An 18,580-nucleotide genomic window follows, 5' to 3' on the forward strand; every position below is an offset into this window, starting at 1 on the left:
AGCCGAAATGACAGACCTCGTGGACCGGATGACGTCCCGCACGTCCTCCGAGGCCATGCCGAGCAAGCGCGGTACGCGCCTGCCCCGTGACGCACGCCGCGCGCAATTGCTCGCCGCGGCGAGCGAGGTCTTCGTGCTACGCGGATACCACGCGGCCGGGATGGACGAGATCTCGCAGTGTGCGGGCGTCTCCAAACCCGTGCTCTACCAGCACTTTTCGAGCAAACTCGAGTTGTACCTGGCGGTGTTGCAGAACTACATCGACGCCTTGGTGTCGAGCGTGCGCCAGGCGCTGCGCTCCACCACCGACAACCGCCAGCGCGTGCGGGCGGCGGTGCAGGCGTACTTCGACTTCGTCGACCACGAGACCCAGGGCTTCCGCCTGGTCTTCGAGTCCGACCTGACCAGCGAGCCGCAGGTGCAGCGCCGGGTCGAGCAGGCCACCGAGGCGTGTGTGGACGCGGTCTTCGATCTGGTCGCACACGATTCCGGACTGGACCCGTACCGGGCCCGCATCCTGGCCGTGGGCCTGGTGGGCGCCAGCCAGATCACCGCGCGGTACTGGCTCGAGGCCGATCGGCCGATCGATAAGGAGGAGGCCGTCGACACGACGGTCCAGTTGTGCTGGGGCGGGCTGTCCCGGGTGCCGCTGCATCCGCAGGGCTGACCCGGTCGAGAACGCGAAACGCGGCGGAGCTGTTGCCCCGCCGCGTTTTTCGTGTGCCGGACTAGACGGCGGCGAAGCCGACGCGGCCGCTGGTCGAGGTGCCGATCTCCACGTAGGCGACCTTCGCGGCCTGGATCAGGTATTTGCGCCCCTTCTCGTCGGTCAGCGCGAGCACGCCGCCCTTGCCCTCCAGCGCCCCGGACACCAGCGCCTGGACCTCTTCCGGGGTCTGCGAGCTGGTGATCACGAGCTCACGCGGGCTGTCCGAAATACCGATCTTGACCTCCACGGCCATCCTCCTCGAGTCCAAATGATGTCCTGCTCAGGCTAGTCCAGACCGCTCCCCCACGGTTACGCGGCAAGTGAACACCTCTCCCCTCCCCAGCTATCGGGGGAAGGGGAGGGGGTGTCAGGCCAGGCCGAGGACGGCCATGCGTTGGGCGTGGCTGGTTTGCATGCGGTCGAAGAGGGCGGCTATGCCGGAGAGGTCGCCGGTGGCGATGAGGACCAGCTCGGTGAGTTCGTCGCGTTGGGCCATGACGTATTGGGCCTGGGTGATGGCCTCGCCGAGGAGGCGGCGGCCCCAGAGCATGAGGCGGTCGCGTTCGGAGCGGTTCTCGGCTACCGCGCGGCGGACCTCCTCGATGACGAACTCGGAGTGGCTGGTCTCGGCGAGCACGTCGTGGACGACCGTGCTGACCTCGGGGGCGAGCGCGTCGGCGAGGACGGTGTAGAAGTCGGCGGCGATGCCGTCGCCGACGTAGAACTTGACCATCGACTCGAGCCAGGTCGAGGGGTCGGTGGAGTCGTGATAGTCGTCGAGGGCCCGCACGAAGGGGGCCATCGCGTCGAAGGCGTCGACACCGCGGCCGGACAGCGCCCGCTCGAGCGTCTGGAAATGCGCCATCTCCGCGGCGGCCATCTCGGCCACGGCCACCTTGCCGCGCAGCGACGGCGAGAGCTTGGCCTCCTCGGCCAGGCGATAGAACGCCGAGATCTCGCCGTAGGCGAGCACCGCGAACAGATCGGTGACGCCGGGATGGTCGGCGGGGATGCGGGGGTCGGGTTCGGTCGAAACACCCAGTGCGGCAGACGGGTCAACTCCCATGGCGTCCACCCTAACCGGGGTCCGGACGCTCCCGCGCGCGGTCACGACCGATCCCCGAGAAACTTCTCCAGATAGGTCCACGTCGTTTCCCTGGCGGTCGGCCCGGTGAGGATGCCGAGGTGGCTGCCGGGCGCGGTCTCGTACCGCACCTCGTGCGCGTTGACCAGCGTCGTGCGGCCGTGCTCGACCGCGGGCGCGGGCGTGATCACGTCCTCGGGACCGCCGACCAGCAGCACGGGCGCGGTCACCTCCGCCAGCGCGATCTCCCGCCGACCCAGCCGGACCACACCCTTGGCGATGTCGTTGGCCAGCATGAACCGGCTCCACAGCTGGTTGTACAACCGGCCGGGGTAGCCGGGCAGCTGGGCCTGGAAGCGGTCGACGGTCTCCATCCGGGCCAGGGCCGCGGTGTCGGTCAGATTGGCGGCGATGAACATCGGGCGGCGCAGCTCGCGCTCCCAGGACGTCGCGCGATAGCCCAGCCGGGTCAGCCGCGCGGGCACGCCCCCGGCCGCCCGGACCAGGGTCGAGGTGGCCAGGCCGCGGGTGAACCGGGCGACCGCCCGCAGCTGCGGCACGCCGGTGATCCGGTCGTAGTCCAGCGGCGAGCCGACCGCGGTGATGGACCGGATCGGCAGCGCGGGGTCGGCCGCCGCGGTCAGCAACGCCAGCACCCCGCCCAGCGACCAGCCGACCAGATCGACCGGCGCGCCGCCGCGATCGGTGGACACCCGCCCGATCGCGGTGGGCAGGATGTCGTCGATCCAGTCCTCGAAGCCCATGCGGCGATCGGCGAAGGTGATCTCGCCGTAGTCGAGCACGTACGGGTGGCGGCCGCAGTCGAGCAGGAAACTCGCCAGGCTCTGGCCGGGCCGCAGATCGAAGCAGCTCGCGGGCGCGGCCAGCGGCGGCACCAGCAGCACCGCGGCCTCGTCGGGGCCCCCGGCCGAACCGTCGGCGCGTTCGAAGCGCCGCAGCTCGCGGTGCGGTTCGTCGCACAGCACGGTCGAGGGCGTGCGGGTCGGAGGTTCGATGCCGTCACCGAAGGTCAGGGCCCAGGCGTTGCGCGCGGCGAGGCTCACCGTGTCTGCCAAAGTCACGCTTACGAATTTATCCCGTGACACCACGTCTCACATATGTGGTCTGGGCCACCGTCGCGCCGGGGCCGCCGGTGAATTGCCCTGCGGCCCTTGCCGAACGACAACCGGGCCGGAGCGGAATCGGAAAATCGGGGTGGCGCAAATCGGGCAGAAGAAGCTATCACGCTACAATCGCGGTGGGCAACGAGATTTTTCGAGCCCACCGATAATGTGCGCGCACCGTCCGCGACACCGCGCCGCGCCTGGTTGATGCCGACCGGCATCCCGCGGCGGCCGCGGTGGAAAGACCGCCGGAGCTGTGTGGGGAGTTCCACACCTCGTGCGCGCGAGATGCGATCCACGAGGAAAGGTACGAACCTGAGCAAGATCACCGTCGAACAGGAACCAGGGCTCACCGACACCCTGCTGACCGCCGAACTCGACTCCGACCACACCGCCCCGACTTTCGCGGAATTGGGTGTGCACCCGGATATCGTGCGCGCGCTGGGTGAGATCGGAATCGAACGCACATTCGCCATCCAGGAACTGACGCTCCCGCTGGCACTGGCCGGTGAGGACCTCATCGGTCAGGCCCGCACGGGGATGGGCAAGACCTTCGGATTCGGCGTCCCGCTGCTGCACCGCATCGTCACCGCCGAATCCGGCACCACGGCCCTGGACGGCACGCCGCGGGCGCTGGTCATCGTGCCGACCCGCGAGCTGTGCGTGCAGGTCACCCAGGACCTGGAGAACATCGGCAAGCACCTGACCAACCACCAGGGCAAGTTGCGCGTGGCCTCAATCTACGGCGGGCGGCCCTACGAGGCCCAGATCGCCGCGCTGCGCTCCGGGGTCGACGTGGTCGTCGGCACGCCCGGCCGCCTGCTCGATCTGGCCGAGCAGCAGCATCTGATCCTCGGCAAGGTCGGCGTGCTGGTGCTGGACGAGGCCGACGAGATGCTCGATCTGGGCTTCCTGCCCGATATCGAGCGCATCCTGACCATGGTCCCCGATCAGCGTCAGACCATGCTGTTCTCGGCCACCATGCCCGGCCCGATCATCACCCTGGCCCGCACGTTCCTGCACAAGCCGACCCACATTCGCGCGGAGGAACCGCACGATTCGGCCGTGCACGACCGCACCGCGCAGTTCGTCTACCGCGCGCATGCGCTGGACAAGAGCGAGCTGATCGCGCGCGTCCTGCAGGCCGAGAGTCGCGGCGCCACCATGGTTTTCACGCGCACCAAGCGCACCGCGCAGAAGGTCGCCGACGAACTGGCCGAGCGCGGCTTCGCGGTCGGGGCCGTGCACGGCGACCTGGGCCAGATCGCCCGCGAGAAGGCGCTGGAGAAGTTCCGCAAGGGCAAGATCAACGTGCTGGTGGCCACCGACGTCGCCGCGCGCGGCATCGATATCGACGATGTCACCCACGTCGTGAACTACCAGTGCCCCGAGGACGAGAAGATTTACGTCCACCGCATCGGCCGCACCGGCCGCGCCGGGCGCACCGGCGTCGCCGTCACCCTGGTCGACTGGGACGAGATCAACCGCTGGCAGGCCATCGACGCCGCGCTGAACCTGGGCATCCCGGAGCCGGTGGAGACGTATTCGCGCTCGCCGCACCTGTATTCGGATCTCGGCATCCCCGAGAACGTCACCGGCACGCTGCGCCGCCGCGCGCCGGAACGGGACGAGGACGCGGTCGTGGTGGAGCGCGAGAAGCGCACCCCGCGCAAGCGCAACCGCCGCCGCACCGTGCGCGGGCAGGTCGTGGCGGTCCGCGCGGACGGAGCCGAAACCGATTCGGACGCATCGGATTCCGCCGACGCGACCACCGAAGGCGCTGCGCCCGAGGATGATTCGACCGCCGGGCGGCCCGCGCGCCGCCGCCGTCGCCGCCGCGGCGGTGCCGGTTCGGACGCCGCCGCCGAGAACTCCGGCGCCGCAAGCGAAGACGACGCGGCCGCCGAATCCGACGCCGACCGCGAGGACGCGCACGCCGACAAACCGGCCCGCCGTCGCCGTCGTCGCCGCCGGTCGAACGGGTCCGACACGAACGACGGTGCCGACACGCAGGTGGCCGCCGCCTCCGCCTAAGCATTAGTCTCGCTGACGTGCTCGCACCCGAACGGCGAACGCGCGCCGACCTGTACGCCGCGGCCGCGATCGCCGTCGTGGTGGTGATCGTGCTCGTCGTGGTCTGGGCGATCAGCGATGCGCGCGGGACCGTCTCGCAGCCCGCCGCGCATCCGCTCGGCCCGGTCACTCCCGCCGACAGCCCGCCCACCGCCCTGCGCGAACTGTGGGACGCGCCCGACGGCGCGGCGGGCCGCGCGCTGTTCGGCGGCGGGGTGGCGATCACCGGCGACGGCGGCACCGTCACCGGACGCGATCCGGCGACCGGCGCGCAGGTCTGGAAGTACCAGCGGGACATGCCTTTGTGCGGCCTCGAGGTGCAGCAGGGCACGGTCGTGGCGACCTACCGCGATCGGCGCGGATGCAGTCAGACCACCCTGCTGACCGCCGACACCGGCGCCCGCCGCGCGGCCCGCAGCAGCTATATGGACGACGCGGTGCGGCTGTCCAGCGACGGCACCTATGTGGTCGCGCTGGGCCGCGACCGGATGGAGCTCTGGCGGCCGGACCTGGTCCGCACGCTCGAGTACGGGTACGTGGACGCGCCGATGAACGTGCGCACCCAACCGCGGCACGACTGCGCGCTGTTCTCGGCGAGCTCCAACACCTCGCGGGTGGCGGTGGTCGAGCGTTGCCCCGACGACGCCGCCGTCCGGCTGACCGTCCTCAATCCGGCGCCCAAGGACAACACCGTGCCCGAGGAGTACGGCTCGCACGTGCTGACCGAGCCGGGCGCGGTCTCCGACGGGGTGCGCGTGATCGCGGTGACCGACAACAGGATCGCGCTCTACCTGCCCGGAACGTCCACCGCCGCACCGGAATTGGCGGTCTACGATCAGGCCGCGAATTTCGTCGGGGCACACCGGCTTTCGGGTCCGATCGCCGACACCACCGCCACGGTCCGGCTCGGCGCGACCTTCTTCGTCACCACCGGCACGAGCCTCGTCGCCCTGAACGCGACCACCCTGGATCCGGTGTGGACAGCGCCCGATGTACTCGGCACCCCGGTCATGCTGGCCGGGCAGCTGCTCGCGCCGATCGCCGAGGGGCTGGCGGTGCTGGATCCGGGCACCGGCGCGCAGCTGTCCCGAATTCCGGTGGAGCGCAAGGATTATCACCGCGAGCCCAGTTCGCTGACGGTCGCCGGATCGATCGTGCTGGAGTCGCGCGGCGGGCGGCTGCACGGGCTCGGCCGGTGAGCGCGCGCCCGCGTCGGGCATGATCGAGGGATGGGCGAAACGGAATTCCGGCTGGTGGTGCTCCGGCACGGCGAGACCGAGTGGTCCAGGGGACGCAGGCACACCGGGCGCACGGACGTCCCGCTGACCCCGCTCGGCGAGGAGCAGGCGCGGGCCGCGGCGGGCGTGCTCGCCCGGCTGAAGCTCACTGATCCCCTCGTGCTCACCAGTCCCCGGCAGCGCGCGCGGCGCACCGCCGAACTGGCGGGTCTGCCCGATCCTCGGATCGACGACGATCTGGTCGAATGGGATTACGGCGACTACGAGGGCCTGACCACCCCGCAGATTCGCGAGCGCGTGCCGGGCTGGACGGTGTTCACCCATCCCACGCCGGGCGGTGAGTCCGCCGGGGCGGTGGGCGCGCGCGCCGATCGGGTGCTGGCGGCGGTCGCGCCCGCGCTGCGCGAACGCGATGTGGTCCTGGTCGGGCACGGGCATTTCTCGCGGGTGCTGATCGCGCGCTGGGCCGAGTTCGACGTGCGCGAGGGTCGCCGGTTCTACCTGTCGACCGGCGCGCTCAGCGTGCTCGGCCACGACCACGGCGCACACACCGTGCTCGCGCACAACCTGGTTCCCGATCTGGACGGGGGCGCCCGATGATCCGCCGCGCCACGCCCGCCGACGTGCCCGCCATGGTGGCGCTCGTGCACGAACTCGCCGAGTACGAGCGGGCGAGCGAGCAGTGCCACCTCACCGTCGAGCAGTTGCACGGCGCGCTGTTCGGTCCCGCGCCCGCGTTGTACGCCCATGTGGCGCAACGGGATTCGGAGATCGTCGGGTGCGCGATCTGGTTCCTGAACTTCTCCACCTGGACCGGCACCCACGGCATCTACCTGGAGGACCTCTACGTCCGGCCGCAGGCGCGCGGGCTCGGGCTGGGCAAGCGGCTGCTCGTCGAACTCGCGCGCGAGGCCGTGGCCAACGGGTACCACCGGGTGGCGTGGTCGGTGCTGGACTGGAACACGCCCTCGATCGACTTCTACAAATCCCTCGGCGCCGAACCGCAGAGCGAGTGGATCGGCTACCGGCTCTCCGGGGCGGCGTTGCACCGCCTCGCGGGCGGTCACTCCGAGTCGTAGAGCTCGGCCATCCAGCGGGTCGAGGGCGGGGCGAAGATCAACCCGAGGGTCACCAGGGCGACGAGTCCCACCGGCACGGCCAGCTCGGGCCGATGCGAGCTGAACATGTACCAGGCCACCGGCAGCAACAGGATCTGGGCGAGCACCACGATGGCCCGCCCCCACCGCCGCCCGAAGTACAGCGCGAGCCCCGCCGCGAGCACCGCCCCCGCCAGAATCGCGAAATAGGCCGCGGTCCCGTACGCCGATTTCGGGTTCCCGCTCCCCCGCGCGCCCTGCACCACCAGCACGACCGCGATGATCACCCCCACCAGCCCCTCGACCGCGGCCAGCGCCCCGGCCCCCCGCACCGTCCCGGGCGTCCCCACCCGCCCGACCCCGTTCTCCTGCTTCGCCACCCGCCCAGCCTAAGGCCCGCCCGTCAGCGGACGGCAGGGGCCGGGGAGAGCCGGGGCCCACGCGCCAACGCACAGCACGGGCCGGGGAGAGCCGGGGCTCGCGTGTCAACGCTCGGCACGGGCCGAGGGGAGCCAAAGCCCACGCGCCAACGCACAGCAGGGGCCGGAACCCGCGCGTCAGCGGGACGGCACGGTCCCGGGAGGGCCGGGGTCCGCGGGTGGGTGGGGGTTGGGATCGGGCACAGTACGCTGCTTCGGGTGCGGACGCTGCTGATCGTGAATCCCAATGCCACCTCGACGACGCCGGCCACCCGCGATCTGCTCGCTCACGCGTTGGAGAGCCGCACGCAGTTGATCGTCGCGCATACGCAGCATCGGGGGCATGCGGCCGAGTTGGCGCAGTGGGCCGCTACCAACGAGATGGATCTGATCGTCGTGCACGGGGGCGACGGGACGGTCAACGAGACGATCAACGGGTTCCTGCCGCTGCCGCAGGTCGACGACGGGCAGGCGTGGACTCCGCGGCTGGGAGTGATTCCGGGCGGCTCGGCCAATGTGTTCGCCCGCTCGCTCGGGCTCGAGCCCGATCCGGTGGCGGCCACCAATCAGCTGATCCATCAGCTGTCGCCGGGATCGGGCGGGGATCGGCGCATCGGGCTGGCCATCGCCGACGATCGCTGGTTCACCTTCAGCGCGGGGGTCGGGCTCGACGCCGATGTGTGCGAGGCCATCGACCACAGTCGCGCGAACGGACATCCGGCCACCCCGGCCCGCTATCTGCGGACCACCGTGCGGCAGTTCTTCCGGGCCCGCCGGCGCGAGCCCGCGCTCACCGTCGAGGTCCCCGGACACGAACCGGTCGCGGGCGTGCACTACGCGTTCGTGACGAATACCAGTCCGTGGACGTTTCTGGACTCTCGTCCCGTTCGCACCAATCCGGGCACCCGATTCGAGACCGGTCTCGGGGTGTTTGCCATGCGGACCATGGGGGTACTGCCAACACTGTGGGTCGCCCGTCAACTGCTGTCCGCGGAGGGAAATCCCAAGGCGCGCAATTTGTTTCGCACCGATGACGTTCCGTCGGTACGGATCACCGCCGCCGAGCCGATCGGGCTGCAAATTGACGGCGACTTCATCGGCCGACGTACCGTGGTGGAATTCACGGCCGTGCCGGAGGTGCTCGAGGTGGTCGCCCCGCGACCGGATTCGGGCCGACACAACTGAGAAACATCGCAGTTGTGCTGCGAAAACCGGCGCGAGCGAGTACAAAGGACTCCGCAGGCCCCCAGGTAGGGGTCTTACAGCGTGAGCTTCCCCACGGTGCACCACAAAGCTATTGACATCTACGGTGTTCGTGAAAGCATTCACAAGCAACCGTGCGGAAACATTCGAGTCGCACAAGTGAACGGACCACAAACCAGAGGCGCCCGAGCGCGCCCAGCAAAGGAGCAGAGGAAATGGACTGGCGCCACAAGGCCATCTGTCGCGACGAGGACCCCGAGCTGTTCTTCCCGGTGGGTAACAGCGGTCCCGCGCTCGCGCAGATTGCCGATGCCAAGCTGGTCTGCGCCCGCTGCCCCGTAACCGCCGAGTGCCTGTCCTGGGCCCTGAAGTCAGGCCAGGACGCCGGCGTTTGGGGTGGTATGAGCGAAGACGAGCGTCGGGCGCTGAAGCGTCGCAACGCGCGCACCCGCACTCGCAGTGCCGTCTAGTACGGCACCGCGCGTTACGGCCACGCGATAGCGCTCGGCCCGGCCGTAACGCATTTCCGGCCCGGCACCCATGCGGTGCCGGGCTTCATTGTTTCCGGGCAGGAAAATCGGTCAGCGAGAAGACCGGCGGCCCAATGGAACCCGCAACACCGCGTCGGTTCCGACATCCGCGCCCGGATGCAAACCGATCGAACCGCCCAATTCGGCCGTGACCAGAGTGCGCACGATCTGGAGCCCGAGCCGGTCGGAACCCTCCAAACTGAAACCGTCGGGCAAACCCCGGCCGTCGTCGCTGATGATGACGTCGAGCCAGCGGGCCGACCGCTCGGAACGAATTGTGACCGTGCCGTTTTCGCCCGCGTCGAAGGCGTGCTCGATGGCGTTCTGCACCAATTCGGTGAGCACCATCACCAGCGGGGTCGCCCGCTCGGCGGAGAACACGCCGAGCGAACCCGCGCGCCGCACCTTGATGCGGGCGGTGTGCACGGTGGCGACGTCGGCCATGATCGGCAGCAGCCGGTCGACGACCTCGTCGAGATCGACCTCCTCGTCCACCGACATCGACAGCATCTCGTGCACCGAGGCGATCGAGGTGACCCGGCGGACCGATTCGGTCAGCGCCAGGCGGGCCTCCTCGTTCTCGGTGCGGCGGGCCTGGAGGCGCAGCAGGGCCGCGACGGTCTGGAGGTTGTTCTTCACCCGGTGATGGATCTCGCGGATGGTCGCGTCCTTGGACAGCAGCGCGCGGTCGCGGCGCTTGACCTCGGTGACATCGCGGACGAGCACCGCGGCCCCGACCAATTCGCCGTTCGGGCGCAGCACGATGGTCCGCAGCAGTACGGTCGCCCCGCGCGCCTCGACCTCCATCCGCCGCCCGGACTTGCCCGCGAGCGCGGCCTGGATGTCGCTGACCACCTCCTGGGCGTCGAACGGATCGGTGATCAGCGAGCGCGTGGTCTGCGCGAGATCCTGTCCGGCCAGATCGCTCTGCAAGCCCATGCGGTGATAGGCCGACAGCGCGTTCGGGCTGGCGTAGACGACCTGGCCCTGGGTGTCGAGGCGGATGAAGCCGTCGCCCGCGCGCGGGCTGGAATGCGAACCGGTGCGGTCCTCGAGGGTGGGGAAGGTGCCGTCGGCGATCATCCGGCACAGATCGTCCGCGCAGGCCATATAGGCCTGTTCCAGGCTGCCGCGCACCTTCGTGCGCCGCACGTCGGTGTCGCGCCCGAGCACCGCGATCACGTCGTCGCCGACCCGTACCGGGATCGCCTCGCGGATGGCGTGCACGGGGGTGGGGTGATAGACGCCGCTGGTCTCCACGTCCGAGTCCAGCCGCACGATCTCACCGGTCAGCAGGGCCTCGAAGATCTGGGACTGGTCGTCGCGCGAGGCCAGCGAGCCGACCAGATCCTTCGGGTGCACGGTCGCGGCGGTGGTCGGGCGGCTCTGCGCGACGCAGACGACGTCGGCGCCCTCGGCGACCGGGCCCGCGCCCACCCACAGCAGCAGATCCGCGAACGACAGATCCGACAACAGCTGCCAGTCGCCGACCATCCGCTGCAGATGATCCACGGCCGCGCCCGGCAGATCCGTGTGCTCGGCCAGCAGATCGCTCAGTGTCGACATCACCCACGCTCCTTCACCCGATGTGAACATCCTCCCCTTACACCAGGTGAAGGGTGTCGTTCCGCGCGATCCCGCCCGGGTTCACGCGATGACGGCGATCAGATCGCCCTTCTGCAGCACGTCGCCGGGCTTGACGTTGATCGAGGCGACCGTGCCGCTGACCTCGGCGAGGACCGGAATCTCCATCTTCATCGACTCCAGCAGCACCAGCGTGTCGCCCTCGGCGATCGGCGCGCCCTCCTCGGCGACGATCTGGAAGACGGTCGACACCATCTCGGCGTGCACTTCCTCGGCCATGCCACCCTCTCGTTCGAACCGACGCGTTCCGGCCAGCGGCCGCTGACGGTACAGCCAACCACACATGGAACAATGGCGTCGATCAGAAGGAGGAAACCATGGGAAAGCGTGGACGCAAGAAGCGCAGCCGCCGCAAGAACGCGGCCAACCACGGCAAGCGCCCCAACAGCTGACGACGGGCGCCCCGAAAAGCACTGAGCGGCACGCCATTTCGATGGCGTGCCGCTCTGTCGCGTCAGGGCTGTTCGACGCTCGTCTCGGTGATCGTCACCGATCTGCGGATCTCGAGGGTGAGCCGCTCGCGCAGCGCCTCGGGGGCGCGGTCGCCGCCGCACTTGGTGTGCAGCAGCCGCTTGAGCTTCTCCTCCAGGCCGTAGGCCTCGATGCACGGCGAACAGTGGTCCATGTGGTGGCGCAGCCGTTCCCGGGTCGCCTCGTCACATTCGCCGTCGAGGATCAGCCAGACGTCGGCGAGAACCGCCGTGCAGTCCAGTTCCGTCTCGTCGTCGCCGGTGCTCACTGGGTTACCTCCTGACGCGTGCCCTCACCCGTGCGGTTGCGATCGAACCCCCGTTCGTGCGCCACGTCGGCGAGCAGACCCTTGAGCTGCTTGCGGCCGCGGTGCAGGCGGGACATGACCGTACCGATCGGAGTCCCCATGATGTCGGCGATCTCCTTGTAGGGGAAGCCCTCGACATCGGCGTAGTACACCGCCATCCGGAACTCCTCCGGAAGCGATTGCAGCGCGGCCTTGATGTCGTCGTCGGGCAGCGCCTCGAGCGCCTCCATCTCCGCCGAGCGCAGGCCCGTGGAGGTGTGCTCGGCCGTGGAGGCCAGCTGCCAGTCGGTGATCTCGTCGGTCGGGTACTGCGCCGGTTGCCGCTGCTTCTTGCGGTAGGAGTTGATGTAGGTGTTGGTCAGGATCCGGTACAGCCAGGCCCGCAGATTGGTGCCCTCGCGGAAGGACCGGAAACCCTGGAACGCCTTGGCGAACGTCTCCTGGACCAGATCCTCGGCGTCGGCCGGGTTGCGGGTCATGCGCAGGGCCGCCCCGTAGAGCTGATCCAGCAACGGCAGCGCGTCGCGCTCGAACCGCTGGGCCAGTTCGGCTTCGCTCGAATCGCTGCGGGCCCCGGATCCGTCGTCCGCGAACTCGTCGTCGGCGGGATCATCGGGCTCTCCGATGCCGGCCGTCACTTCGTCGTCGCTCGTCACGCCCATCCCTTCGATCGCCGTAGTTTCCGAATCTACCGCGACGGGACTGGGCAGCAGGAATCCGGTGACGACGCGCACCGGGCGTTCATCGACCAGAACGGTCACCGGCAAACTCCTTCGAAGGTCGCTGGGGGGTGGATGGATTTCGTATCGCATGCAACATGGCGTGCGCGCGGTGTGTTCCCGCGCGTTCGCGCCCCGGCCGCCGCGGCGCCTAATCTGGCCCGCATGGCAGGTGCGTCGACCCCGGCGGTCCGGGTGCTCACCCAGGCGAAGGTGGCTCACCGCGTGCACTCCTATCCGCACGATCCGCGCGCGGACTCGTTCGGCGCGGAGGCCGTGGCCGCGCTCGCCGAACAGCTGGGTGTGCGCGCCGCGCAGATCTTCAAGACCCTGGTCGTGGAGTTGTCCACCGGCGGCCTCGCGGTCGCCGTGCTGCCGGTGCCGAACACCTTGTCGCTCAAGGCCGCCGCGGCCGCGCTCGGCGCGCCCAAGGCCGCGATGGCCGACAAGGCCCGCGCCGAGCGGACCACCGGCTACGTGCTGGGCGGCATCTCCCCGCTGGGCCAGAAGCGCGCGCTGCCAACCGTCATCGACGAATCCGCGCTGACCTGGGATCGCGTCCTGTGCAGCGCGGGCCGCCGCGGGCTCGAGATCGAGCTGGCCCCCGCCGATCTCATCCGGCTCACCGCCGCGGTGACCGCACCCGTCACGCAGGGCTGATCCGGATCACAGAAAAACTCCTTGCCCGCGGTCGCTCGCGGTCGCATACTTGCCTAGTACAACTAGTTGGCAGATACAAGCAATTGCTTCGCACAAGCAGTTGACGGATGCAAGGAGACGACAGCACATGGACGGCGACTCGGCGGTCGATCGGATCGCTCAGCAGCTGGTCCGCCTGGCCCGGATCCGCGAACGCACCCAGGCCCACATCGCCGCCCACTCCGGCGGCGAGATCGAGATCGCCGCGTTCGGCATCATCTTCCGCCTGCTCTGCGACGGGCCCATGCGGTCCGGAGCGCTGGCGGAGGCGCTGTACTCCGACGCCTCGACGATCAGCCGTCAGGTGCAGACCCTCGTCAAACGCGGCCTGATCGAACGCCGGGCCGATCCCGCCGACGGCCGGGCCAGCGTCCTGGTCGTCACCGACGCGGGCCGCGAGGTGGCCGCGCAGATGCGCAAGCGCCGCAACGAGACCTTCGAACGGGTCCTGGCCGACTGGACCGACGACGAACGCGAGCTGTTCGGCACCATGCTGCGGCGCTTCGTCGACGACTACGACGCCGCGCGCCCGGCCATCCTCACTCCCCCGACCTCCCAGAACTCAGCGACGGAGAAAGACTCGTGACAACCGCAACCGCACCCGCCGAACCGAGATCGGAGGCGGGTTTCACCCACCGCCAGATCCTGGTCATCATGAGCGGGCTCATCCTCGGCATGCTGCTGGCCGCGCTGGACCAGACCATCGTGTCCACGTCCATCCGGACCATCGCCGACGATCTTCAGGGCTACTCCCTGCAGGCGTGGGTGACCACCGCCTACCTGATCACCGCGACCCTGGCCACCCCGCTGTACGGCAAGTTGTCGGACATGTACGGGCGCAAGCCGTTCTATCTCGCGGCCATCACGATCTTCGTGGTCGGCTCGCTGGCCTGTTCGTTCGCGCAGTCGATGTACGAACTGGCCGCCTTCCGCGCATTGCAGGGCCTGGGCGCGGGCGGGCTGATGTCGCTGGCGCTGACCATCATGGGCGATATCGTCGGCCCGCGCGAACGCGCCCGCTACCAGGGCTACTTCCTGGCCGTGTTCGGCACCTCGAGCGTGGTCGGCCCGGTGCTGGGCGGCCTGTTCGCCGGGCAGGCCGACATCTTCGGCGTCACCGGCTGGCGCTGGGTGTTCCTGGTGAACGTGCCGATCGGCGTCGTCGCCCTCGCCGTGGTGACCCGCGTGCTGCACCTGCCCCGCACCCCGCGGCCGGGCGTGCGGATCGACTGGTGGGGCGTGCTCATGCTGGCCGTGGGCATCGTGCCGCTGCTGGTGGTGGCCGAGCAGGGCCGCGAATGGGGTTGGGGCAGTACGTCTTCGGTGCTGTGCTATGTCGTCGGCGTGCTGGGCGTGCTCGGCTTCGTCGCGGTGGAGGCCCGGCTCGGGGACGCGGCGCTCATCCCGCTGCGGATGTTCAAGAACTCGACCTTCGCGCTCGGCGTGGTCATCTCGTTCGTGGTCGGCGCGGGCATGTTCGGCGGCATCAGCCTGATCCCGCAGTACCTGCAGGTCGTGCGCGGCTCGAGCCCGACCGTGGCCGGGTTGCAGATGCTGCCGATGGTGCTCGGCATGATGGTCGGCTCGATCGTGGCGGGTCAGACGATCTCGCGCACCGGCCGTTACCGGGCCTTCCCGCTGATCGGGGCGGCGCTGCTCACGCTGGGACTGTTCCTGCTGCACTTCGTCGACGCCGACAGCCACCTGTGGCTGGTGATGATCTTCATGGGGATCACCGGACTGGGCCTGGGCAATCTGATGCAGCCGCTGACGCTGGCGTTGCAGAACGCGTTGCCGCCCAAGGACATGGGCGTGTCCACCGCGGCCGCGACGTTCTTCCGGCAGATCGGCGGCACGCTGGGCGTGGCGGTGTTCCTGTCCATCCTGTTCGCCCAGCTGAGCCCGAGCATCGGGGACGAGTTGCGGTCCGCCTCGACCCAGCCCGCGTTCCAGCAGGCGGTCGCCGAGGGCCTGCACAGCTCGAATCCCGCGGACGCGGCACTGTCGAAGGGCCTTGCGGCGCACGATGTCTCGGCCGCGAGCGGGGTGCTCAACGACAGTTCGGTGATCCAGCAGCTGAATCCGACGCTGGCCCGGCCGTTCAAGGTGGGCTTCGCGGATTCGATGTCGACGGTGTTCCTGTCGGTCACCGGGATCGCGGCGCTGGCGCTCGTGCTGGTGGTGTTCTGGAAGGAGGTGCCGCTGCGCACCGCGGGCGGCATCCAGGCCGGAGCCGAGGCCAACGAACGCAAGGTCGCCACTGCCCAGCCCGTCTAGGCCCCGCGACAGTTTCCCGGGCGGTCCCGCACCTCGTGGCGGGGCCGCCCGGTCGTTTGCGGGCAACACGCCCGCGTACGGCACGAAAGCCGCAAATCTCCCGAATGGGATCATTCGGTGTGCGTTACTGATCGGGTCAGATTCGTTCGACCCCGAGGATGTGATGCGAAATGTCGGACAGGCACCGGGTGCGCACCATGATCGTCGCCGTGTCGGGCGGGGTGATCCTCCTGCTGGGCTGCGCGACGGCCACCGCGGATTCCAACTACCCCCTCGGCTCCGGGCCGGGGCGGGCCGCCCAGGACGGACCGAACAAGCAGGCGGAGAAGGCCGAGAAGTACGGCGGCGGCGCGACCTCCAAACTGGTCGACCTCGGCGCGAGCATCGTGCGATGCGGACTCAATGTCGCGGTGCCGTCGGTGCGCTGCGACCTGTGACGAGCGGCCGGGCCGGTCAGATCAGGCTGGTCTGACCGGCCCGCTCGTCGTTTCCGGCCGCCGGATCGGCCAGCAGTTCGGGGCCGTTGTTGCGCACGCTGTTCACCAGCGGCGAGACCGGGCGCGCGACGATATCCGAAACCCATTGCGGCGGAGGCGTTTCCAGCAGTTCGTGGGGGGCGGGGTGGTCCGGGTCGAGCCAGGCGTCCCAGTGCTCGCGCGGCATCGGCAGCGGCATCCGGTCGTGGATGCGGGTCAGATCGCCGACCGCGTCGGTGGTGAGGATCGTGCACGACAGGAGGGGGTCCATATCGCGATGGTCCGGATCGCGCCAGGTCGACCAGAGCCCGGCCATGTACAGCCGGGAACCGTCGGCGTGTGCCATGAAATAGGGCTGCTTGATCGCCTTGCCCTTGTCGGTCTGGCCCTCGACCAGCCACTCGTACCAGCCGTCCATCGGGACCAGGCAGCGGCGCTTCTTCACCGCGTCGCGGAACGAGGCGGTGGTGGCGGCCTTGTCGGCGCGCGCGTTGAACAGCGGTTTGCCCTTGGCGGGCACGCGCGGTTCGGCGGCCTTGGTCCACACCGGGATCAGCCCCCAGCGCATCCGCCGCACCCGCAGCCGGGGCTCGTCGTCGGGGTGGTCGTGATCGTGCCGCCGGACGACCGTGAGCACCTGATTGGTGGGCGCCACGTTGTAGTTCGGGCCGGAATCGGGGCGGTCGCCGGTCTCGTCGAGGGCGTCGAGTTCGGCGACGAGCCGGGCCGGGTTCGCCGTTGTCGCGTATCTGCCGCACATGGTTCCCATGCTGCCACCGGGCACCGACAGCCAGGGCGGAAGAATGGCCGAAAATGCAACTGAAGGCGGTTGACTTCACATCTATGGTGTGAGAACTTCGAGCCACAACTCTCTCATTAGGGGTCGCCGAAATATGTCCACCACCGAGTCCACCGCCGTCACCCGCGAGACCACGCTCACATCGGTCGATCCGGCCACGGGCGAGGTCATCGCCACCCACCCGATCGCCGACGAGGCGGCCGTGCACGCCGCCGTGGCCAAGGCTCGCCGCGCGGCCGCGACCTGGGGGAGCCTGAGCTTCGCCGACCGCAAGCGCCACCTGTTGCGCTGGAGCAGCCGGATCGTCGCCCGCGCCGACGAATTCTGCGACCTCATCCACGCCGAGAACGGCAAGCCGCGCGACGACGCCTTCCTCGAGTTGATGCTGGCGCTCGAGCACATCAAGTGGGCCGCGAGCAACGCCGAGAAGGTGCTGAAGACCAAGAAGGTCTCCCCCGGGGCGCTGATGTCGAACTTCGCCGCCTACATCGAGCAGCGCCCGCTGGGTGTGGTCGGGGTGATCGGGCCGTGGAACTATCCCGTCTACACCCCCAACGGTTCCATCGGCTACGCGCTGGCCGCGGGCAATACCGTGGTGTTCAAGCCGAGCGAATACTCCACGGGCATCGGCAATTTCCTGGCCCAGCTGTTCGCCGAGGCCAATCCCGAACTGCCGGATGGTGTTTTCGTCACGATCAACGGTTACGGCGAGACCGGCGCGGCCCTGGTGCGCGCGGATATCGACAAGATCGCGTTCACCGGTTCGGCGGCCACCGGCAAGAAGATCATGGCCGCCGCGGCCGAGCGGCTCACGCCGGTGCTGTTGGAGTGCGGCGGTAAGGACGCGGTCATCGTGGCCGCCGACGCCGACATCAAGGCCGCCGCCGACGCGGTCGCCTACGGCGCCACCATGAACAGCGGCCAGACCTGTGCGGGCGTCGAGCGCGTCTACGTCGACCGGTCCATCAGCGACGAGTTCGTCGCCGAGGTCAAGCGCATCCTGACCGACATCCACCCCGGCTCCGACGACAAGGCCAGCTACGGCCCGATGACCATGCCGAGTCAGATCGACGTCGTGCGCCGCCACATCGAGGACGCGCTGAAGAACGGCGGCACGGCCGTTCTCGGCGGCCCGGAGTCGATCAAGGGCCCCTACATCGAGCCGGTCGTGCTGGTCGACGTCGACGAGAACTCGGCCGCGGTGCGCGAGGAGACCTTCGGCCCGACCGTCACCATCCGCACCGTCAGCGGCGTGGACGAGGCCGTCGAGCTGGCCAACGACTCGACCTTCGGCCTGGGCTCCTCGGTGTACTCCCGCAAGCAGGGCCTCGAGATCGCGCGCCGCCTGAAGGCCGGGGCGACCTCGGTCAACTCGGTGCTCGGCTTCGCCGCCATCTCGGCGCTGCCCTTCGGCGGTCATCGCGACTCCGGCATCGGCCGCATCCACGGCGCCCCCGGCCTGCTCGAGTTCACCGAACCCCACTCGATCGCGGTGCAGCGTTTCGCGATTCCGGGTATGGCCCTGATGAGCTACACCCGCACCGAGCGCACCATGAAACTCCTCCGCCGCGTCGTCCCCCTCCTGCACGGCCGCCACAAGTAACCGCAACCCCAGCCGCACCCCTTGTTCGCAAACGCACCCTCTCCAGTGCCCTGGAATGGGTGCGGATCGGAACAAGGGGTGCGGCTGGGTTTCGGGGGCGGGGGGAAG

22 protein-coding genes are annotated in these 18,580 nt (G+C 69.4%); 13 read left to right on the forward strand and 9 right to left on the reverse strand.

Annotated features, from left to right (window positions below):
* Positions 1-7 precede the first annotated feature (7 nt).
* Positions 8-667, forward strand: a complete 660-nt coding sequence (locus ACWDSJ_RS30790) for a TetR/AcrR family transcriptional regulator (protein ID WP_387364078.1) — start codon at positions 8-10, stop codon at positions 665-667.
* A gap of 61 nt (positions 668-728) precedes the next feature.
* Here the strand turns inward: ACWDSJ_RS30790 and ACWDSJ_RS30795 are convergent, their stop codons facing one another.
* The 3 genes from ACWDSJ_RS30795 to ACWDSJ_RS30805 all read right to left on the reverse strand — a co-directional run bounded on the left by ACWDSJ_RS30795 (position 729) and on the right by ACWDSJ_RS30805 (position 2,875).
* Complete coding sequence (locus ACWDSJ_RS30795; RefSeq protein WP_387364075.1) at positions 729-956, reverse strand: DUF3107 domain-containing protein; 228 nt, start codon at positions 954-956, stop codon at positions 729-731.
* Between the two features lie 120 nt (positions 957-1,076).
* A complete protein-coding gene (locus ACWDSJ_RS30800) occupies positions 1,077-1,775 on the reverse strand; it encodes a ferritin-like fold-containing protein (protein WP_387364072.1) in 699 nt (232 codons plus the stop codon).
* A 41-nt stretch (positions 1,776-1,816) separates the two neighbouring features.
* Positions 1,817-2,875 (reverse strand): alpha/beta hydrolase, encoded by a 1,059-nt coding sequence (locus ACWDSJ_RS30805; RefSeq protein WP_450036062.1) that lies wholly within the window; start codon positions 2,873-2,875, stop codon positions 1,817-1,819.
* A gap of 330 nt (positions 2,876-3,205) precedes the next feature.
* Between ACWDSJ_RS30805 and ACWDSJ_RS30810 the strand changes: the two genes are divergently transcribed.
* From ACWDSJ_RS30810 to ACWDSJ_RS30825, 4 genes are read left to right on the forward strand one after another with little or no spacing between them, the layout of a single operon-like run.
* Positions 3,206-4,951, forward strand: coding sequence for a DEAD/DEAH box helicase (locus ACWDSJ_RS30810; protein WP_450036064.1), 1,746 nt, complete (start codon positions 3,206-3,208; stop codon positions 4,949-4,951).
* A 17-nt stretch (positions 4,952-4,968) separates the two neighbouring features.
* Positions 4,969-6,189 (forward strand): Rv3212 family protein, encoded by a 1,221-nt coding sequence (locus tag ACWDSJ_RS30815; protein WP_450036066.1) that lies wholly within the window; start codon positions 4,969-4,971, stop codon positions 6,187-6,189.
* Between the two features lie 30 nt (positions 6,190-6,219).
* Positions 6,220-6,828 (forward strand): acid phosphatase, encoded by a 609-nt coding sequence (locus ACWDSJ_RS30820; RefSeq protein ID WP_450036067.1) that lies wholly within the window; start codon positions 6,220-6,222, stop codon positions 6,826-6,828.
* The gene (locus ACWDSJ_RS30825) at positions 6,825-7,307 is read left to right on the forward strand and encodes an N-acetyltransferase family protein (RefSeq protein WP_450036069.1); all 483 of its coding nucleotides are present in this window, start codon (positions 6,825-6,827) and stop codon (positions 7,305-7,307) included. The genes ACWDSJ_RS30820 and ACWDSJ_RS30825 overlap by 4 nt, the downstream gene beginning before the upstream one ends.
* On the opposite strand, the gene ACWDSJ_RS30830 is transcribed toward ACWDSJ_RS30825, so the two are convergent.
* Complete coding sequence (locus ACWDSJ_RS30830) at positions 7,292-7,705, reverse strand: hypothetical protein (protein WP_450036071.1); 414 nt, start codon at positions 7,703-7,705, stop codon at positions 7,292-7,294. The two genes, ACWDSJ_RS30825 and ACWDSJ_RS30830, sit on opposite strands and share 16 nt — an antisense overlap.
* A 258-nt stretch (positions 7,706-7,963) precedes the next feature.
* Between ACWDSJ_RS30830 and ACWDSJ_RS30835 the strand changes: the two genes are divergently transcribed.
* Both ACWDSJ_RS30835 and ACWDSJ_RS30840 read left to right on the forward strand, forming a co-directional pair.
* On the forward strand, positions 7,964-8,929 hold the full coding sequence (locus tag ACWDSJ_RS30835; protein WP_450036073.1) for a diacylglycerol/lipid kinase family protein: 966 nt from the start codon (positions 7,964-7,966) through the stop codon (positions 8,927-8,929).
* A gap of 233 nt (positions 8,930-9,162) precedes the next feature.
* Positions 9,163-9,417 (forward strand): WhiB family transcriptional regulator, encoded by a 255-nt coding sequence (locus tag ACWDSJ_RS30840; RefSeq protein WP_019930908.1) that lies wholly within the window; start codon positions 9,163-9,165, stop codon positions 9,415-9,417.
* 111 nt (positions 9,418-9,528) lie between these two features.
* Here the strand turns inward: ACWDSJ_RS30840 and ACWDSJ_RS30845 are convergent, their stop codons facing one another.
* A complete protein-coding gene (locus ACWDSJ_RS30845) occupies positions 9,529-11,043 on the reverse strand; it encodes a sensor histidine kinase (protein ID WP_450036075.1) in 1,515 nt (504 codons plus the stop codon).
* Between the two features lie 81 nt (positions 11,044-11,124).
* Positions 11,125-11,340 carry a biotin/lipoyl-binding carrier protein gene (locus ACWDSJ_RS30850; RefSeq protein WP_387364044.1) on the reverse strand — a complete coding sequence of 72 codons (216 nt, stop codon included), beginning with the start codon at positions 11,338-11,340 and terminating at the stop codon, positions 11,125-11,127.
* A 98-nt stretch (positions 11,341-11,438) separates the two neighbouring features.
* Here ACWDSJ_RS30850 and ACWDSJ_RS30855 point away from each other — a divergent pair, with 98 nt between their 5' ends.
* Positions 11,439-11,513 (forward strand): 50S ribosomal protein bL37, encoded by a 75-nt coding sequence (locus ACWDSJ_RS30855; protein ID WP_369801531.1) that lies wholly within the window; start codon positions 11,439-11,441, stop codon positions 11,511-11,513.
* A gap of 62 nt (positions 11,514-11,575) precedes the next feature.
* Here ACWDSJ_RS30855 and rsrA read toward each other — a convergent pair whose 3' ends face one another.
* Positions 11,576-11,860, reverse strand: a complete 285-nt coding sequence (gene rsrA, locus ACWDSJ_RS30860) for a mycothiol system anti-sigma-R factor (RefSeq protein ID WP_387364041.1) — start codon at positions 11,858-11,860, stop codon at positions 11,576-11,578.
* Positions 11,857-12,711, reverse strand: a complete 855-nt coding sequence (locus tag ACWDSJ_RS30865; RefSeq protein WP_387364038.1) for a sigma-70 family RNA polymerase sigma factor — start codon at positions 12,709-12,711, stop codon at positions 11,857-11,859. Before ACWDSJ_RS30865 ends, rsrA begins: the two co-directional genes overlap by 4 nt.
* 72 nt (positions 12,712-12,783) lie before the next feature.
* On the opposite strand from ACWDSJ_RS30865, the gene ybaK reads away from it, so the two are divergent.
* The 4 genes from ybaK to ACWDSJ_RS30885 all read left to right on the forward strand — a co-directional run bounded on the left by ybaK (position 12,784) and on the right by ACWDSJ_RS30885 (position 16,031).
* Complete coding sequence (ybaK, locus tag ACWDSJ_RS30870; RefSeq protein ID WP_450036078.1) at positions 12,784-13,278, forward strand: Cys-tRNA(Pro) deacylase; 495 nt, start codon at positions 12,784-12,786, stop codon at positions 13,276-13,278.
* A 127-nt stretch (positions 13,279-13,405) separates the two neighbouring features.
* Positions 13,406-13,903, forward strand: a complete 498-nt coding sequence (locus ACWDSJ_RS30875; RefSeq protein ID WP_387364032.1) for a MarR family winged helix-turn-helix transcriptional regulator — start codon at positions 13,406-13,408, stop codon at positions 13,901-13,903.
* A gap of 68 nt (positions 13,904-13,971) precedes the next feature.
* Complete coding sequence (locus ACWDSJ_RS30880) at positions 13,972-15,594, forward strand: MDR family MFS transporter (RefSeq protein WP_450036137.1); 1,623 nt, start codon at positions 13,972-13,974, stop codon at positions 15,592-15,594.
* A 170-nt stretch (positions 15,595-15,764) separates the two neighbouring features.
* Positions 15,765-16,031, forward strand: a complete 267-nt coding sequence (locus ACWDSJ_RS30885) for a hypothetical protein (RefSeq protein ID WP_387364029.1) — start codon at positions 15,765-15,767, stop codon at positions 16,029-16,031.
* 16 nt (positions 16,032-16,047) lie between these two features.
* Here the strand turns inward: ACWDSJ_RS30885 and ACWDSJ_RS30890 are convergent, their stop codons facing one another.
* Complete coding sequence (locus tag ACWDSJ_RS30890; protein ID WP_450036080.1) at positions 16,048-16,830, reverse strand: SOS response-associated peptidase; 783 nt, start codon at positions 16,828-16,830, stop codon at positions 16,048-16,050.
* 133 nt (positions 16,831-16,963) lie between these two features.
* Between ACWDSJ_RS30890 and ACWDSJ_RS30895 the strand changes: the two genes are divergently transcribed.
* Entirely contained in the window at positions 16,964-18,472 is a 1,509-nt protein-coding gene (locus tag ACWDSJ_RS30895) for an aldehyde dehydrogenase family protein (RefSeq protein ID WP_450036082.1), read from the forward strand.
* The last annotated feature ends 108 nt before the right edge of the window (positions 18,473-18,580 follow it).

The organism is Nocardia sp. NPDC003482 (assembly GCF_053588115.1).

Excerpts from the sequence above, each read along its gene's own strand:
- ACWDSJ_RS30895 (WP_450036082.1), top strand. The coding sequence starts at position 16,964 with ATGTCCACCACCGAGTCCACCGCCGTCACCCGCGAGACCACGCTCACA.
- ybaK (WP_450036078.1), top strand. The coding sequence starts at position 12,784 with ATGGCAGGTGCGTCGACCCCGGCGGTCCGGGTGCTCACCCAGGCGAAG.
- ACWDSJ_RS30800 (WP_387364072.1), bottom strand. The coding sequence starts at position 1,775 with ATGGGAGTTGACCCGTCTGCCGCACTGGGTGTTTCGACCGAACCCGAC.
- ACWDSJ_RS30850 (WP_387364044.1), bottom strand. The coding sequence starts at position 11,340 with ATGGCCGAGGAAGTGCACGCCGAGATGGTGTCGACCGTCTTCCAGATC.
- ACWDSJ_RS30880 (WP_450036137.1), top strand. The coding sequence starts at position 13,972 with ATGAGCGGGCTCATCCTCGGCATGCTGCTGGCCGCGCTGGACCAGACC.
- ACWDSJ_RS30810 (WP_450036064.1), top strand. The coding sequence starts at position 3,206 with ATGCGATCCACGAGGAAAGGTACGAACCTGAGCAAGATCACCGTCGAA.
- ACWDSJ_RS30825 (WP_450036069.1), top strand. The coding sequence starts at position 6,825 with ATGATCCGCCGCGCCACGCCCGCCGACGTGCCCGCCATGGTGGCGCTC.
- ACWDSJ_RS30845 (WP_450036075.1), bottom strand. The coding sequence starts at position 11,043 with ATGTCGACACTGAGCGATCTGCTGGCCGAGCACACGGATCTGCCGGGC.
- ACWDSJ_RS30890 (WP_450036080.1), bottom strand. The coding sequence starts at position 16,830 with ATGTGCGGCAGATACGCGACAACGGCGAACCCGGCCCGGCTCGTCGCC.
- ACWDSJ_RS30885 (WP_387364029.1), top strand. The coding sequence starts at position 15,765 with ATGTCGGACAGGCACCGGGTGCGCACCATGATCGTCGCCGTGTCGGGC.
- ACWDSJ_RS30820 (WP_450036067.1), top strand. The coding sequence starts at position 6,220 with ATGGGCGAAACGGAATTCCGGCTGGTGGTGCTCCGGCACGGCGAGACC.
- ACWDSJ_RS30840 (WP_019930908.1), top strand. The coding sequence starts at position 9,163 with ATGGACTGGCGCCACAAGGCCATCTGTCGCGACGAGGACCCCGAGCTG.
- ACWDSJ_RS30875 (WP_387364032.1), top strand. The coding sequence starts at position 13,406 with ATGGACGGCGACTCGGCGGTCGATCGGATCGCTCAGCAGCTGGTCCGC.
- ACWDSJ_RS30790 (WP_387364078.1), top strand. The coding sequence starts at position 8 with ATGACAGACCTCGTGGACCGGATGACGTCCCGCACGTCCTCCGAGGCC.
- ACWDSJ_RS30865 (WP_387364038.1), bottom strand. The coding sequence starts at position 12,711 with ATGCGATACGAAATCCATCCACCCCCCAGCGACCTTCGAAGGAGTTTG.